The organism is Pseudomonas sp. Tav-5-1A (assembly GCF_055755055.1).
This window is the reverse complement of record NZ_CM146901.1, coordinates 5,329,124-5,343,417: the sequence shown is the minus strand read 5'-3', so window position 1 is coordinate 5,343,417 and position 14,294 is coordinate 5,329,124. Positions and strand designations below refer to the sequence as shown.

Below are 14,294 nucleotides of genomic sequence, written 5' to 3'. Positions count from 1 at the left end.
TCGCTGGCAAGCCAGCTCCCACAGGTTACGTTTCTCCAGGTTTTGCATTCGGTTTGTCCGGCGGCGGCGTGCCGCTGTCGCTGCGGATCTGCGCGTGGCTGATCAGCGCGAAGATGAAGCTGCCGCCAATGATGTTGCCCGCCAGGGTAGGCCCGGCGAACGTCAGCCAGAACTCCTTCCAGCCCAGCTCGCCGGCCCACACCAGGTAGGACACCTCCGCCGAACCGACGACGATGTGGGTGAAGTCCCCCAGCGCCATCAGGTAGGTGATGAGGATGATGATCCACAGCTTCGCGCTTTCCTGGGACGGGATCATCCACACCATGGTGGCGATCATCCAGCCCGAGACGATGCCCTTGGCGAACATCTGCGACACGTCGTTCTCCATCACCTTGCGGCCGATCTCCAGGAAAGCCTTGTCGGTCTGGGTGTCGAAGATCGGCAGGTGCAGCATCACGTAGGACACCAACAGCACGCCCACCAGGTTGCCCACCAGCACCACTGCCCACAGCCGCAGCAGCTTGCCGGCGTTGGCCAGGGTAGGGTGGCTCATCAGTGGCAGCACTGCCGTCAGGGTGTTCTCGGTGAACAGCTGCTGGCGCGCCAGGATCACCGCCAGGAACCCGGCCGAATAGCCCAGGCTGGCGATCACCTTGCTGGCTTCCACGTCCGGCAGCCGCGAGTTGAACAGCCCCATGGCCATCAGCGACAGGCCCATGGTGAGCCCGGCGGCCAGCGCTGACCACCACAGCGCGGCGACGCTGCGCGACAGCTCGTGCTCGCCCTGAGTGCGGATGATTTCGTGCAGCACGGCCGCGCGCGGCGGCTGGTTTTCATGGACTTCCTGTTCCTCGTCGGGCGACAGGCCCGGGGTCTTGCCTTGTTGACTGTCCATGGGGCTCCTGACTGCGTTCACGGGACCGGCGGATGCCTATGAAGATGACCCCGCGCGGCCCCCGAAAGTTGCGTCAGCCAGCGCCCTGCGTGGCCTTCAGGCCGAATAGCTGGTGCAGCGCACGGGCGTAGTCGGCGCTGCCCAGGGTCATGCTGTTGAGGTGCGTGCCGCCGGGCACCAGCAGCAGCTGCTTGGGCCCGTGGGCGGCGTCGTACAGCGCCTGGCTGAAGCGCGGCGGCACGTAGCGGTCGTCGGTGCCGTGGACGATCAGCACCGGCAGGCCGACGCTGCCGATCTTGTCGATGGAGTCGTACTTCTCCGACATGATCCAGCGCACCGGCAACGAGGTGTGGATCACCGCCGCCGCGGCGTCACCGAGGTCGGTGAAGGTGGACTCGATGATCAGGCCGGCGGCCTGGGGTTCGGGTTGCCGGGTCAGGCGCTGGGCCAGGTCGATGGCAATGGCGCCGCCCAGCGAGTGGCCGTAGATGAAGCGCTTGTCGGCGTCGGGTTGCAGCTGGCTCATGCGCTGCCAGGCCACCTGGGCGTCCTCGTACACGCTGGCCTCCGACGGCAGGCCGCCGGGGCTGTCGCCGAAGCCGCGGTAGTCGATGGCCAGCACCGAGAAGCCCAGGTTGCGCAGCTCGGTGATGCGCCGCACCTGGGCGGTGAGGTTCCAGCGCGTGCCGTGCAGGTACAGCACCGTGGGCGCGTGCCGGCCCGGCGCCGGCCACCACCAGGCGTGCAGGTGCTGGGCGTTGTCCAGCGGGATGTTCATCTGCTGCACGCCCGCGGGCACGCCGTTGAACCAGCTGGCAGTGCCCGGTTCGATGCTGTACAGCAGCTCGCGCTCCTTGTAGGCCAGGCGCGAGCAGCCGTAGGGCAGGGCCAGCAGTATCAGCACCAGCAGGCTCAGGGCGCGCCAGCGGCGACGGATCAGCGAGGGCATGGCGCCGCTCCTGGGGTTGGAAGGCAAAGGCCACGAGTGTACTCAGCGGCAGCGATTCCCGGTAAGGTCGGTGTATTTCCAGTCATTGCGAGGCTGTCCCCATGTTGTATGACGCACGTGGCAATCGCTACGTAGTGAGCTCCCCCGAACACCTGCGCCGCCTGGGCGTCGACGTGCCGGCCAGCGCTGCCCAGGCCGCCGCCACGCGCGAGCAGTGGACCCAGGCCGCCGTCGCCGCCCTGTGCGACTGGCCCGAAGGCGCGCGCCCGGCTGGCGCCAAGGCCCATCGCAGCGATGGCCTGCTGGTGGGGCCCTTCCAGGCGCAGGCGCCGTTTGACCTGCTGATCGTCAACACCGACGGCAGCCTGGCCGAACGCAGCGGCAACGGCCTGACCATCTTTTCCCAGGCCTTGAGCGACCAGGGCCAGGTCAGCGGCGGGCAGGCCTGCACCCTCAACGTGCACCATGACAAAACCGACGCGCTGTCGCCAGTACCGGTCAGCGTCGAGCCGGCCAGCGTCGAGGGCGTGCCGGGCTTCTGGCTGGACCTGGGGGCGCCGGCGTTCGGGCCCCAGGCCGTGGGCGCCGAGCAGGTACAGGCGGCCACGTTCAACGGCCACGCGGTGGCTGCCGTGGCGAGCCTGGCGGCCATCGACGAGCACTGGCAGCGCAGCGTCTTCGTGCGCATCGGCAACCCCCACTGCGTGACATGGCTCGACAGCGCCGAGGCCCTGCCGAGCATGGCCCAGTTGCGCGCCCCGGCCCTGGACGCGGCGCTGACCGCCATTGCCTATTCGCGCAGCGGTGGCCAGGGCAAGGGCCTGCCGTGCCCGGCCGGCATCAACCTGCAATGGGCCGCCTGGCGTGGCCCGCAGCACCTGGAGGCACGGGTGTTCGAGCGCGGCGAGGGCGCCACCGAATCTTCCGGCACCAGCGCCACCGCCGTGGCCTGCGCGGCCTGGCGCGTGGGCCTGGTGCAGGCCGGGCAGGTGCGGGTGCAGATGCCCGGCGGCACCGCGCCCCTGCGGCTGCAGGAGCAGCAGGGCGAACTGGTGGCGGTGCAGCTGTTCGGTACCGCCAGCCTTCAGCCATAATCGGCGTATTGCCCTGTAAGGATTTTCTCCATGACCAATGGATGGCTGCGGCCTTGTGTGTTGTCGCTGAGCCTTGTGGCCGGCGCGGTTCAAGCCCAGGTGTACACCGGTACCCTGGGAGGCATGCCGGTGGTGGTTGACCTCGACATGACCAACCCCGAGCAGGTCAGCGGGCGCTATTTCTACGAGAAATACCACCGCGACCTGGCCCTGTCCGGCACCCTGGCCGACGACCAGCTGACCCTGGACGAAGGCCTCGACGACAACAGCGACACCCCGCGCCCGCGCCTGCAGCTGCAGCACGCCAGTGACGACGGCTGGGAGGGCCAGTGGCAGAAGAGCGGCGGCAAGGCGCTGAAGGTCCAGCTCAAGCCGGCGCAGGTACCCGACACCGCCGCCGGCGCCGACCCATTCTGGGTGCAGTTGCACGACAACGCCCCCTATGACTACCTGCGCCTGCTGCAACTGCCGCTGGTGAATGGCAAGCGCGACACCTTCATGGGCTACCCGCTGCAGTGGCGCGGCGAGCCCAACTCGAAGATCCAGCTGTTCGAAGTGGCGTCCGGCTACCCCGAGCCGCAACTGACCCGGGTCAACCAGGCGTTGCGGGCGCGGCTGTGGAGCGAGGTGGTCAGCTACCACGAGTGCATGCTGGGCAGCACCCGCTTCGGCGAAGGCGAGTACGACCAGACCGTGACGCCCACCTTCCTGTCGCCCGCGGTGGTCAGCGTCAGCGTCTACACCAGCTATTACTGCGGCGGCGCGCACCCGGACTTCGGCGATGCGCCGATCAACTTTGACGTCAATCACGGCAAGCCGCTGTCGCTGGAAGATGTGCTGTGGGTGGGCGAGGGCCCGGCGTTCCACTACGACGACCGCGAAGGCGCGCAGCAGTCGGAAGAGGCTGACGTGGACTTCGACAAATTCTCCAACTACCGGGAGAAATCCCTGGCGCCGTGGCTGGTGGCACAGTTCAAGCAGCTGTACCCCAACGAGATGAAAAAGCCGGCGGATGAAAACGACTGCGACTACAGCGACCCCCAGGTGTGGAACTTCCCCACCTGGCACTTCACTGACAAAGGCATCGCCTTCGGCCCAAGCTTTGCGCGGGTGGCGCGGATGTGCGAGGGCACGGAGTGGTCGGTGCTGCCTTATGGCGTGATCGCGCAGCACCCGGGTGGGGTGAAGCTGGCGCTGCCGGCGAACTGATCCCGGCGCTACCGCTACTGTGTAGCCGCTGCCGAAGGCTGCGCTGGCCCTGGCGTCCGCTGGATATCTCCCGCGAGGCATAGGGCCGGCGCAGCCTGGCGGCAGCGGCTACAAGGTTACAGCGAAAACCGCCCCAGCATCCCGTCCAGTTCCACCGCCAGGCGGCCCAGCTCCTGGCTGGCGGTGCTGGTCTGCGCCGCGCCGCTGGCGGTCTGCATCGACAGGTCGCGGATGCGCACCAGGTTGCGGTCGACTTCGCGCGCCACCTGCGCCTGCTGTTCGGCCGCAGTCGCAATCACTTGGTTGCGCTCGTCGATACCCGCCACCGACCTGGAAATACTGCCCAGCACGTCCTTGGCCACCTGCGCCCGCTCACGGGTGCGGCCGGCCTGGGCTGCGCTTTCTGCCAGGGCCTGCACCGTCTGGCCGGTGCCGGTGTGAATGCCTGCCATCATCTGCTCGATCTCCCGCGTCGAGGCGCCGGTGCGATGGGCCAGCCCGCGCACCTCATCCGCCACCACGGCAAAGCCACGGCCGGCTTCGCCCGCGCGCGCCGCCTCGATGGCGGCGTTCAGCGCCAGCAGGTTGGTCTGGTCGGCGACGTTGCGGATCACCTCCAGCACCTTGCTGATGCCCAGGGTTTCGGTGGCCAGGGCCTGGGCGCGCAGGCTGGCCTGCTCCACCTGGTCGGCCAGGGCGCCGATGTCGGCCATGGTTTCGTCCAGCTGCTGCTGGCCTTCGCGCACGGCGGTGCTGGAGCTGCGCGACTCGGTGGAGGTCTCCACGGCATTGCCGGCCACTTCCTCCACCGCCTGGCTCATCTGCGTCACGGCGGTGGCGGCCTGCTCGATCTCGCTGTATTGCTGCTGCAGGCCCTGGGCGCTGTCGTGCATGATCGCACCCATTTCCTGGGTGGCCGAGTTGAGCCGGCCCACGGCGCCGCCGATCTGCTGGATCACCCCGTGCAGCTGGTCACGCATGTGCCCCAATGCCTGCAGCAGTTGCGCCACCTCATCCTGGCCGTGGGCGACTACGGGCTGGCTGAGGTCGCCGTTGGCCACGGTGGTGGCCACCTGCAACGCCTGGCGCAGCGGCCGGGTGATGCTCACGCTCAGGCGCCAGGCCTGCAGCAGCATCAACGCCAGCGCCACGGCAATGGCGATGGGCAGCACCAGTTGCACCTTGCCGAAGGTGCTGGCGGTGTTTTCCAGGGCCTGGGCGCTGGTCTGCTTGTTCAGTTCGCGCAGCAACTGCACCTGCATGTCCATCAGCGCGCCCTGGTTGGCCAGGCCGTTGTTGGACAGGTTAGTGGCTTCGCTCAGTTGCTTCTGTTCCACCAGGTCGATGGCCTGCTTGAACAGGCTGACAAACTGCTGGGAAGCGTCCTGCAGCAATTTGATCGAGTCGTGCTCGGTGCCTTCCGGTACCTTGGCCAGGTATTGGGTGAAGCCCTGGTCCACCTCGGTGCTCAGCTGCTGCAGGTTGATCTTGCGGTTCACCAGCTCGGCCGGGTCATTGGCGTACACCAGCAGCAGCGCGGCCTCGGTGCGCATCTTGCCCAGGTCGATGGCGATGGCATCGGCCTGGGCGATGCTCGACAGTGGCCCCTGTTCAATCAGTTCGCCCTGGTGGCGAATGTGCTGCATCGCCGCCAGGCACAGGCCGCCCAGCCCAGCCAGCAGCAGGGCACACAGGCCGAAGCTGGCCAGCAGGCGCTTGCCGATGCTCATGCGGCGCAGCAGGGCAGGGCGGGAGGAAGGCGTGCGGCGCAGGGAAAAACGAAGGTTCACGGCGGTTGACTCATTTGAAAACGACGCCAGCGGTTGTAACAGTTGCGCATGATGGCTTTATGACACTCCATCACTTTTGCGAAATAAATTTGTCATCCAAGCCGTGCTTCCCACGGCAAGCCGTCATAATGCCGCCCAGCTATTGCCCAGCGGACTACGTTGCGCGGTAAATCGACTTACACTGTTATCTATCTCCCCACGGCCCAAACCCATGACCACTCCAAGCGCTGCACCCCTGACCGATGCCCAATGGGACTTCATCGAGTCGATGCTTGAGCAATACAAGAGCGAAACCTCCGTCTGGAACACCTCGGAGCTTGACGGCTACCTGACCGCGCTGGTGTCCGGCCCGGTGGTGATCCCGTTCGAAGAGTGGTTCGAGGCGCTGTGGGGCGGCGTCGAATTCCTGCCCAAGTGGGAAAGCGATCAGCAGTGCGAGCGCTTCATCAGCCTGGTCATCCAGCACATGAACGAAATCGCCGGCAAGCTGATCGAAAATGCCGAAGAGTTCTCACCCATCTTCATGGAAGACGAGCACGAAGACGGCCACTTCACCCTCAGCGTCGAAGACTGGTGCTTTGGCTACGAGCGCGGCGTGGTCATGGGCGACGGCTGGCCGGGCCTGCCTGAAGAGGAACAGGAGCTGCTGGCCGGCATCCTCATCCACACCTACGACGACGAAACCGAAGAGGAAGAAATCGACCCGGAAGAAGCGGCCGACATGGTCTGCATCGGCGCGCTGACCCTGCACGCCTACTGGCTGGCCCAGCGCAAGCCGAGCGAGCCGGTGCGGGCAGGGGAGAAGGTGGGGCGCAATGACCCTTGTCCTTGTGGGAGCGGGAAGAAGTTCAAGCAGTGCTGTTTGCATTGAGGCTAAGCGCAGGAAAATGCTCACACGGTTTTCGGAATTGGTGAAGTGTATTTAGTGGTTGAATGGTCGCCCTTAGACGACAGGACTACCCAGCATGCGCGACCCCACCGTCAATCATGATGCTGAAGACAGTGAGCGCCATCACCAGAGTGATAGCGTGTTACGTATACCGGGGCGCTTAAAGGGGCGCCTGGTGATATCCGATCAGTTCGAAGCCGCCTCTGAGGAAGTGGCTGAAGAACTCCTGAGCGGTGCGATCACCTCGGAATCCTGACGCTCCGTAGCGCTGCCGAAGGCTGCGGGGCCAGATTACTTTCCGGATGTAATCCTCTTCACCAACGCCTCATGCCCTCTCTGGTCATCCGCCCGCGAGATCACCTGCACGATCGACATGCTGGTGCCTGACCCGGCCAGGAAGGTGCTCGACAGCGTGCGGCCACCACCTTGGGTGGCGGTGCTGTCGATTTCCCGCACGCCCAGGCCCTTGATGGTGAATTCCTTCTCGCCGGTCTTCTTGAAGTCCGGCAGACCGGCGCTTTGCTGCTTGACGAAGTCCTGCACGGCGGCGTCGAGGAACGCGGGGTCGTAGTCGCTGACGCTGGCCTGCTGCGGCGTCGGGCCTTCGCTGGCCATCACCACGCGCTTTTCTTTCTCGCTCTGGTACAGGGTGCCGCTGGCGCCGGTGGTGCCGTCCTTTTCATCACCTGCATCCATGCTGCTGGCCACGTAGCCGGCCGGCAGGGTGAAGCTGAACTTGCCCTTGAGTGTCGCTACCTTCGGCCCGGTGGGCGCAGGCTTTTTCGCGGGTGCAGCGTGCTTGGCATGGGCGTGGGTCTGGGCCATGGCCGGTGCGGCCAGTGCCAGGGCCGCGGCGATCAGCGCGGCGTGGGAAAGGGTACGAAACATCGGTTGCTCCTGGACAGCCGCGCCACCGGGGGGTGGGGCACGGCGCGGGGAAGCAAGGGTGCTGCAAGCTCATCCTGCGCGCAAGTGCAGCACGTCAGGGGCAGAGCCTTTCCTTGGCGCAATCGGCCGCCTTGCGCACGGCGGCGCACCAGTCGTTGTCGTTCTGTTGGCTGGCGGGCATGGCGGCGCACTTGGCGCGGGCGTCCTGCACCTTGGCCGGGTCCAGTTGCTGGTCGGCGGTGAGCAGGCTGCGGTAGTCCACCTTGGGCGCGTTGGGGTCGGGCGAGCAGGCGCAAAGCGCGAGAAGGGCAGAGCAAAGGGCAAGTGACAGCGTTGTTCTTTTCACGAGACAGCCTCCCTGATTCAACATTCCAGGTAGTCAGTGTAGCCCCCAGCCTGGCGCAGTTGTCACAATTGCGCACGCCTGTGTTGACAGCCCGCGTTAAATCCGTAGAATGCCGCCCCACAGCAGGCACGTAGCTCAGTTGGTTAGAGCACCACCTTGACATGGTGGGGGTCGTTGGTTCGAGTCCAATCGCGCCTACCAAACAAAATCCGCTCTGCTGGGCGGTGAGAAAAGGGCGATCCGAAAGGGTCGCCCTTTTTTGTTGCCTGACGTTTCACCCTGATACCCTTGATTGTGCACCCTTTGCCCTACAGGACACCCGCCATGGCCTACACCATCAGCAACGACCCCCTGACCCCCGAGCAGTTCGACTTCATCCAGGCTCAGCTGGACGCGTTCGCGGTCGAGTCCGGCGTGCGCACGGTGTCGGAAATGGACGGCTACCTGACCGCCGTCATGTCCTACAAGAGCGACATCCCGTTCGACGCCTGGTACCTGTCGTTCTGGGGCGGCGGCGACCTGCCGAAATGGAAGAGCGAGGACACCTACCAGCGCTTCTTCGACGCGTTGATCCAGCACCTGAACCAGATCTCCATGCTGCTGGTCGAGCAGCCGGCCGACTACCACCCCATCTTCAACCAGGCCGAAGATGGCGAAGGCCTGGACGTGCTGGACTGGTGCGTGGGCTACCTGCGCGGCGCCACCACCCTGGTCAGTGGCTGGAGCCAGATGCCCGAGGCACCCACCGCCGCGCTGAACTTCATCTTCAGCCAGCTGGACGCCGACAAGCAGGCCGGCAAACCCGCCGCCGACCTGCCAGACGCCCTGGCCAACGCCGCCCGCGAGCTGCACGCCTACTGGGCCGAGCAGCGCACCGGCGACGAGCCGATCGACCTGCAGACCGTGCGCAACGAAGTGAAAGTGGGCCGCAACGATCCGTGCCCGTGCGGCAGCGGCAAGAAATACAAGCAGTGCTGCGGGCGCTGATCGCGGCGTTTACAGCCGCCATGGCGAAAGGCTTACACGCGCTGCCAGCGATGTCCTCTGTTGCGCCCCCGGTTGGCTGGGTAATCTAGCTACACAGGTGATGCGCAGGACGCGCTCAGTCACGGAAGACAGGCCAGCATGGATGCGCTCCGACAGGATGTTGGAAGGCCACAAAAGAACCCGCTTCGGCGGGTTTTTTATTGGCTTTGAAATGATGGTTGGCGGCTAGGACGCGGCCTTTGGCCGCTGCTACGGAGGCGTGTTTGGTGGTTTTATGGCGAAAGGCTTACACGTTGGCGCAGGGATCTCCTCTTTTGTCGGGGGCGGTGTATCGGTATTCTGGATCCAACAACTGAAGCCAAGGAAGCGCTTCAGCGCCAAGGATGGTTGGCCATTGAAAGGACGCAGCCCGACAGGGAGGTTGGAATGGCCAGGACACTAAACCCGCTTCGGCGGGTTTTTTGTTGCCTGGGGTTCGGCGCAGGGGGCATCCAGGTTAAAGAATTCCTGCAACTTGGCCTGCCACAGGCGCTTGTCTGGCAGCTGCGTCTGATACTCCGCGATCAAAGCCGGCGACAGTGATCGGTTCAAGGCGTACTCCACCACTTCATCATCACTGCTGGCGCACAGCAGCACGCCTATCGCCGGGTTCTCATGGGGCTTGCGCACGTCGCGGTCCAAGGCTTCCAGGTAGAACTCCAGCTTGCCCAGATATTCCGGTTCAAAGCGGCCGACCTTGAGCTCCAGCGCCACCAGGCAGTTGAGGCCGCGGTGGAAGAACAGCAGGTCCAGGGTGAAATCGCGGTGGCCTACCTGCAACGGGTAATGTGAGCCGACGAAGCAGAAGTCGCGGCCCAGTTCAGCCAGGAAGTCCTTGAGCCTCAGGAGGAGGCCAGCGTGCAGGTCGGCTTCGCCATGCTTGTTGGGCAGGCCGAGAAACTCCACTACATAAGCGTCACGAAACACGTCGAGAGCGGCGGGGTGGGTGGTGGCGATGGAGGGGGTGGATTTGGCGGGCTCCAGGACGGTGCGTTCGAAGAGAGCGGTTTTGAATTGGCGTTCAAGCTCGCGCTTGGACCACTGTTCCCTGATCGCCATCCGCAGGTAAAACTCACGTTCTTCAGGCCGCTTGCTTTGGCCGAGGATAATCAGGTTGTGGGTCCATGGCAGTTGTCGCACCAGTGGTGCGACTAATTCGTCCTGATGGTACGTTTTGTAAAACTGACGCATGCGGAACAAGCTTGCGCGGGTGAACCCGCGGAGGCCTGGCTGATGTTTCGCGAGGTAAGCCGCCAAGTCGGCTACTACACCTTCACCCCACTCGGCGCTTTCCAGCTTCTTGCAGATGTACTGCCCCACCTGCCAATACAGCTCAATCAACTGCGTATTCACCGCCTGTGCCGCCCGTTGCCGTGCCCCTGAAATCAGCAAGGCCACCTCGGTAAAGCTGGTCTGCAAGCCTGGGTCGTTTGAAGTCTTGGTCATGATCAGTCGCTGCTCGATGGTCAGAAAAGACCAACGACAATAGGGGTAGGTGGGCAGTGAGTCGACGCACCGGCCAGTGCCACCACCGCGCTTCGATAACTCAGGTTGGCCAACCATCGGATAAGACAAACCCTCTAGCCTGGGGCTATCGCCAAGCCATGCGAAAACTCATTCACATAGGTAGGAAGCGTCCTTCAGCAATACCGGAAATGGAAACCAGCCAACTCGGCCGCGCCCTTCACCAGGCTCAGCGTCGTGTTACACCGCCCATAGCCAAAGGCTTACACGCCGGCACAGCGATCTCCTCTATTGCCCACTCGGATCCAGGCTTAATCTAGCTACACAGGTGATGCGCAGGACGCGCTCAGTCACGGAAGACAGGCCAGCACGGATGCGCTCCGACAGGATGTTGGAAGGCCACGAAAGAACCCGCTTCGGCGGGTTTTTTATTGGCTTTGAAATGATGTTTGGCGGCTGGGACGCGGCCTGCGGCCGCTGCTACGGGGTGTGTTTGGTGAGGTTATGGCGAAAGGCTTACACGCGGGCGCAGGGATCTCCTCTTTCGTCGGGGGCGGTGTATCGATATTCTGGATCCAACAACTGAAGCCAAGGAAGTGCTTCAGCGCCAAGGATGGTTGGCCATTGAAAGGACGCAGCCCGACAGGGAGGTTGGAATGGCCAGGACACTAAACCCGCTTCGGCGGGTTTTTTGTTGCCGGTGATAAACGGAGGTTACATAGGGCATGGCGAAAGGCTTACACGCGGTGCCAGCGATCTCCTCTATTGCCGACTCGGATCCAGGCTTAATCTAGCTACACAGGTGATGCGCAGGACGCGCTCAGTCACGGAAGACAGGCCAGCACGGAACGCGCTCCGACAGGATGTTGGAAGGCCGCAAAAGAACCCGCTTCGGCGGGTTTTTTATTGCCTTTGAAATCATGTTTGGCGGCTGGGACGCGGCCTGCGGCCGCTGCTACGGGGGTGTGTTTGGTGAGCTTATGGCGAAAGGCTTACACGTGGGCGCAGGAATCTCCTCTTTCGTCGGGGGCGGTGTATCGATATTCTGGATCCAACAACTGAAGCCAAGGAAGTGCTTCAGCGCCAAGGATGGTTGGCCATTGAAAGGACGCAGCCCGACAGGGAGGTTGGAATGGCCAGGACACTAAACCCGCTTCGGCGGGTTTTTTGTTGCCGGTGATAAACGGAGGTTACATAGGGCATGGCGAAAGGCTTACACGCGGTGCCAGCGATCTCCTCTATTGCCGACTCGGATCCAGGCTTAATCTAGCTACACAGGTGATGCGCAGGACGCGCTCAGTCACGGAAGACAGGCCAGCACGGAACGCGCTCCGACAGGATGTTGGAAGGCCACAAAGAACCCGCTTCGGCGGGTTTTTTATTGCCCGAAAAACGACTCCCCGTAGCAGCTGCCGCCAGGCTGCGTCAGGCCGCACGCGTTGCATCCGATACTGCGCAGGGGCCCAGACGCGGCCTGGCGGCCGCTGCTACAGGGCTGTCAGCGGATGTTTCCCGGTGGGGTGGCCGGTACCTGCTGCCATGGCACGCTGCACGTGCGCACGTTGGGGTAGTACGCCTGGCTGGACCGGCAGTAATACCAGTCCGAATTCGCCTGGGCGGGTGGTGGCGGTACGGCCGAGGTCTGTACCGGCGCGGCCTGCTGGTAAACTGGCGCTGCCTGGTACACGGGGGCTGCCTGGTACACCGGCGCCGGCGCATAGTAGCCGTACGCTGGATAGTAATAGTTGGTGGCAGGGTAGTAATAGGTCGTGCGCGGGTAGTAGTAGGAATCCGCTACCACCGCTGCGGTATACCCCAGGCCCAAGCCGATACCCAACCCCCACCAGCCGCCACCGCCCCAGCCCCCACCGCGATGCCAGCCTCCACCACCATGCCATCCGCCGCCATGAGGGCCGGCGAACGCCGGGGCCGACAGCCCGGTTGCAGCAGCGAGTACGCCAATAAGCACACTGCGTTTGATCCGATTGATGTTCATGATGCCTGCCAGATGAAAAGTCCTACGGCGGTTTTCGCGTGGGCGGTTGAGCTTCGCTCCCGTGGGGAGTGGACAATCGCGTCCAGGTCATCCGGCCGCCGCGGTGGCCGGAAAACACCCGTGCATCCCACTTGATAATAGCCCAAGTCCGATGCCCAAGCCGGTCAGGCGCCCGGTGGCACACCCGCCCCAGGCACCGCAGCCCTGCCACGCCAGCCAGGGCCTACCTAAACAGTAATCCTTTTCACCTGTCCCGAACATGAATGCGTGTACCGCCCGGCATACGCGCATCGGCGCGGTTTATGCAGCAAAAGCCGCTATTGGGAAAGGTCCTACGCACTAACCGGAAACGGCTGATTTTTTACACCTGAACGATTGGTTTCTGATTGGGAAACCATCCAGGTGAATGAACAGGACCTCCCATGCCCCGCGACACCATCAGCCCCACATTGCCCATCCAGGCCCGTCCGGTGCTCTGCCTGCTGCTGGCCGTGGCCGCGCTCAGCTTCATTGCCGGGCTGCTGCTGTCCCATGGCCTGGTGCTGGAGGCCAACTGGCCCACCTACAACGACATCGTCAACAACCTCGACCAGCCCGGCGCCTGGCTGCGCTGGGGGATCGGCGACATCAGCGAGTTCGCCTTCTACAAACACGAGTTCGCCGCCATCGGCCTGCTGGCCGGCGCCGGCCTGGCCTGGTGGGCCAACAGCACCGGCAAGCGCTGGCAGGGCTTCGCCATCGCCTACGGCAGCGGCCTGTGGCCCTGGCTGGTGACCAGTTCGCTGCTGAACCTGGTGCTGAGCAACCTCTTGTGGGGCTGGACCCTGGACGCCGACACCTGGCAGCCCACTTTCGTCGCCTTCGTCTCCGTACCCGCCGCCCTGGTGCTGATGCATGGCCCCGGCTGGCGCATCACCGTCACCGGTGCAGTGTTCGGCGCGTTGCTGGTCACCCCGGCCAGTCTGGCGCTGGTCAACTACGTCTGCGTGCCGTGGAAAATTCCGGCAGTGGTGGGAGCAGTGTCCGGCATGGCGCTGGCCAGTATCGTCGCGTTCCTGCTGTGCAAATGGTTCCCGGCCCTGGTCAAGCCCGGCAGCGTGGCAGCCGTCACTGTGCCCTCCGCGCCTGCGCAAAAACACGGCCTGGTCTGGGGGCTGCGCCGCGTGCTCGCCGACTTCTCCGAAGCGCCGTTCTTTGGCAACGAACTGGCCAGCCTCGGCCTGCTCGGCGGCGTGCTGCTGGCCTGGTGGCTCAACCCCGCCAGCCCGGTCTACGGCACAGGCCTGCTGCTGCCGATTCTCATCGGCCAGGCGCTGAGCTCGGCCATCGGCATCTACCTGTGGCGCGGGCATTGGATGGCCAAGGGCTGGTACCCCACCTACATCCCCATCGTCTCCGTGGTGCCTGCCGCGGTGCTTACCCACGGCGGCAGCGCGCTGGTGGTGGCGCTGAGCGCCGTGCTCGGTGCCCTGGTGGCGGCGCCGTTGGCGGACGGGCTGGCGCAGAAGCTGCCTCGGTGGGTACATCCCTATGTGGCGAATGTCGTGTCCATGGCCATTAGCACGCTGCTGATCGTGCCGTTTATTGGGTTGCTGATTGTGGCGAGTGCTTGTACGCAGGGGTACCTATAACGGAGCTCGAGGCTCAGGGCTGGCTGCTGCCGTATCATCTTTCTGGCCAGGGAAACGCCGCCCGAATAGCGCGGTGGTCGTCGCGCCCTTATTATGGTTGGTTCACACGGATGTTCA

The 14,294-nt window shown here is 64.3% G+C and carries 13 protein-coding genes and 1 tRNA gene; 7 read left to right on the top strand and 7 right to left on the bottom strand.

The genetic code is table 11. The features are described 5' to 3' along the window. Positions 1-25: 25 nt before the first annotated feature. Both AC0J42_RS24540 and AC0J42_RS24535 read right to left on the bottom strand, forming a co-directional pair. Positions 26-895: a formate/nitrite transporter family protein gene (locus AC0J42_RS24540; RefSeq protein ID WP_416426461.1), complete on the bottom strand. Its 870-nt coding sequence runs from the start codon at positions 893-895 to the stop codon at positions 26-28. A 73-nt stretch (positions 896-968) separates the two neighbouring features. Then, positions 969-1,844 carry an alpha/beta hydrolase gene (locus tag AC0J42_RS24535; protein ID WP_416426460.1) on the bottom strand — a complete coding sequence of 292 codons (876 nt, stop codon included), beginning with the start codon at positions 1,842-1,844 and terminating at the stop codon, positions 969-971. Between the two features lie 101 nt (positions 1,845-1,945). Here AC0J42_RS24535 and AC0J42_RS24530 point away from each other — a divergent pair, with 101 nt between their 5' ends. Beyond that, a complete protein-coding gene (locus AC0J42_RS24530; RefSeq protein WP_473004265.1) occupies positions 1,946-2,938 on the top strand; it encodes a diaminopimelate epimerase in 993 nt (330 codons plus the stop codon). A gap of 30 nt (positions 2,939-2,968) precedes the next feature. Continuing rightward, complete coding sequence (locus AC0J42_RS24525; protein ID WP_416426457.1) at positions 2,969-4,147, top strand: hypothetical protein; 1,179 nt, start codon at positions 2,969-2,971, stop codon at positions 4,145-4,147. 116 nt (positions 4,148-4,263) lie between these two features. Here the strand turns inward: AC0J42_RS24525 and AC0J42_RS24520 are convergent, their stop codons facing one another. After that, entirely contained in the window at positions 4,264-5,877 is a 1,614-nt protein-coding gene (locus AC0J42_RS24520; protein ID WP_416427455.1) for a methyl-accepting chemotaxis protein, read from the bottom strand. 271 nt (positions 5,878-6,148) lie between these two features. Between AC0J42_RS24520 and AC0J42_RS24515 the strand changes: the two genes are divergently transcribed. Both AC0J42_RS24515 and AC0J42_RS24510 read left to right on the top strand, forming a co-directional pair. Further along, positions 6,149-6,808, top strand: coding sequence for a UPF0149 family protein (locus tag AC0J42_RS24515; RefSeq protein ID WP_416426456.1), 660 nt, complete (start codon positions 6,149-6,151; stop codon positions 6,806-6,808). 94 nt (positions 6,809-6,902) lie between these two features. Continuing rightward, positions 6,903-7,082, top strand: a complete 180-nt coding sequence (locus tag AC0J42_RS24510) for a hypothetical protein (protein ID WP_473004263.1) — start codon at positions 6,903-6,905, stop codon at positions 7,080-7,082. A gap of 35 nt (positions 7,083-7,117) precedes the next feature. On the opposite strand, the gene AC0J42_RS24505 is transcribed toward AC0J42_RS24510, so the two are convergent. Both AC0J42_RS24505 and AC0J42_RS24500 read right to left on the bottom strand, forming a co-directional pair. Further along, positions 7,118-7,714 carry a DcrB/PsbP domain-containing protein gene (locus tag AC0J42_RS24505; RefSeq protein WP_473004262.1) on the bottom strand — a complete coding sequence of 199 codons (597 nt, stop codon included), beginning with the start codon at positions 7,712-7,714 and terminating at the stop codon, positions 7,118-7,120. A gap of 94 nt (positions 7,715-7,808) precedes the next feature. Beyond that, complete coding sequence (locus AC0J42_RS24500) at positions 7,809-8,060, bottom strand: hypothetical protein (protein WP_473004261.1); 252 nt, start codon at positions 8,058-8,060, stop codon at positions 7,809-7,811. A gap of 124 nt (positions 8,061-8,184) precedes the next feature. Here AC0J42_RS24500 and AC0J42_RS24495 point away from each other — a divergent pair. Next, positions 8,185-8,261: transfer RNA gene (locus AC0J42_RS24495), tRNA-Val, on the top strand. A 123-nt stretch (positions 8,262-8,384) separates the two neighbouring features. Beyond that, positions 8,385-9,047, top strand: coding sequence for a UPF0149 family protein (locus tag AC0J42_RS24490; protein WP_473004260.1), 663 nt, complete (start codon positions 8,385-8,387; stop codon positions 9,045-9,047). A 438-nt stretch (positions 9,048-9,485) separates the two neighbouring features. On the opposite strand, the gene AC0J42_RS24485 is transcribed toward AC0J42_RS24490, so the two are convergent. Both AC0J42_RS24485 and AC0J42_RS24480 read right to left on the bottom strand, forming a co-directional pair. Continuing rightward, a complete protein-coding gene (locus tag AC0J42_RS24485) occupies positions 9,486-10,532 on the bottom strand; it encodes a PDDEXK nuclease domain-containing protein (RefSeq protein ID WP_473004259.1) in 1,047 nt (348 codons plus the stop codon). A 1,516-nt stretch (positions 10,533-12,048) separates the two neighbouring features. Next, positions 12,049-12,546, bottom strand: coding sequence for a hypothetical protein (locus tag AC0J42_RS24480; protein WP_416426450.1), 498 nt, complete (start codon positions 12,544-12,546; stop codon positions 12,049-12,051). A 422-nt stretch (positions 12,547-12,968) separates the two neighbouring features. On the opposite strand from AC0J42_RS24480, the gene AC0J42_RS24475 reads away from it, so the two are divergent. Further along, entirely contained in the window at positions 12,969-14,177 is a 1,209-nt protein-coding gene (locus tag AC0J42_RS24475; RefSeq protein ID WP_473004257.1) for a hypothetical protein, read from the top strand. Positions 14,178-14,294: the final 117 nt, after the last annotated feature.

Bases quoted from the DNA above. Each gene is read 5' to 3' on its own strand.
- AC0J42_RS24540 (WP_416426461.1), bottom strand. From the start codon at position 895: ATGGACAGTCAACAAGGCAAGACCCCGGGCCTGTCGCCCGACGAGGAA.
- AC0J42_RS24535 (WP_416426460.1), bottom strand. From the start codon at position 1,844: ATGCCCTCGCTGATCCGTCGCCGCTGGCGCGCCCTGAGCCTGCTGGTG.
- AC0J42_RS24530 (WP_473004265.1), top strand. From the start codon at position 1,946: ATGTTGTATGACGCACGTGGCAATCGCTACGTAGTGAGCTCCCCCGAA.
- AC0J42_RS24525 (WP_416426457.1), top strand. From the start codon at position 2,969: ATGACCAATGGATGGCTGCGGCCTTGTGTGTTGTCGCTGAGCCTTGTG.
- AC0J42_RS24520 (WP_416427455.1), bottom strand. From the start codon at position 5,877: ATGAGCATCGGCAAGCGCCTGCTGGCCAGCTTCGGCCTGTGTGCCCTG.
- AC0J42_RS24515 (WP_416426456.1), top strand. From the start codon at position 6,149: ATGACCACTCCAAGCGCTGCACCCCTGACCGATGCCCAATGGGACTTC.
- AC0J42_RS24510 (WP_473004263.1), top strand. From the start codon at position 6,903: ATGCGCGACCCCACCGTCAATCATGATGCTGAAGACAGTGAGCGCCAT.
- AC0J42_RS24505 (WP_473004262.1), bottom strand. From the start codon at position 7,714: ATGTTTCGTACCCTTTCCCACGCCGCGCTGATCGCCGCGGCCCTGGCA.
- AC0J42_RS24490 (WP_473004260.1), top strand. From the start codon at position 8,385: ATGGCCTACACCATCAGCAACGACCCCCTGACCCCCGAGCAGTTCGAC.
- AC0J42_RS24485 (WP_473004259.1), bottom strand. From the start codon at position 10,532: ATGACCAAGACTTCAAACGACCCAGGCTTGCAGACCAGCTTTACCGAG.
- AC0J42_RS24480 (WP_416426450.1), bottom strand. From the start codon at position 12,546: ATGAACATCAATCGGATCAAACGCAGTGTGCTTATTGGCGTACTCGCT.
- AC0J42_RS24475 (WP_473004257.1), top strand. From the start codon at position 12,969: ATGCCCCGCGACACCATCAGCCCCACATTGCCCATCCAGGCCCGTCCG.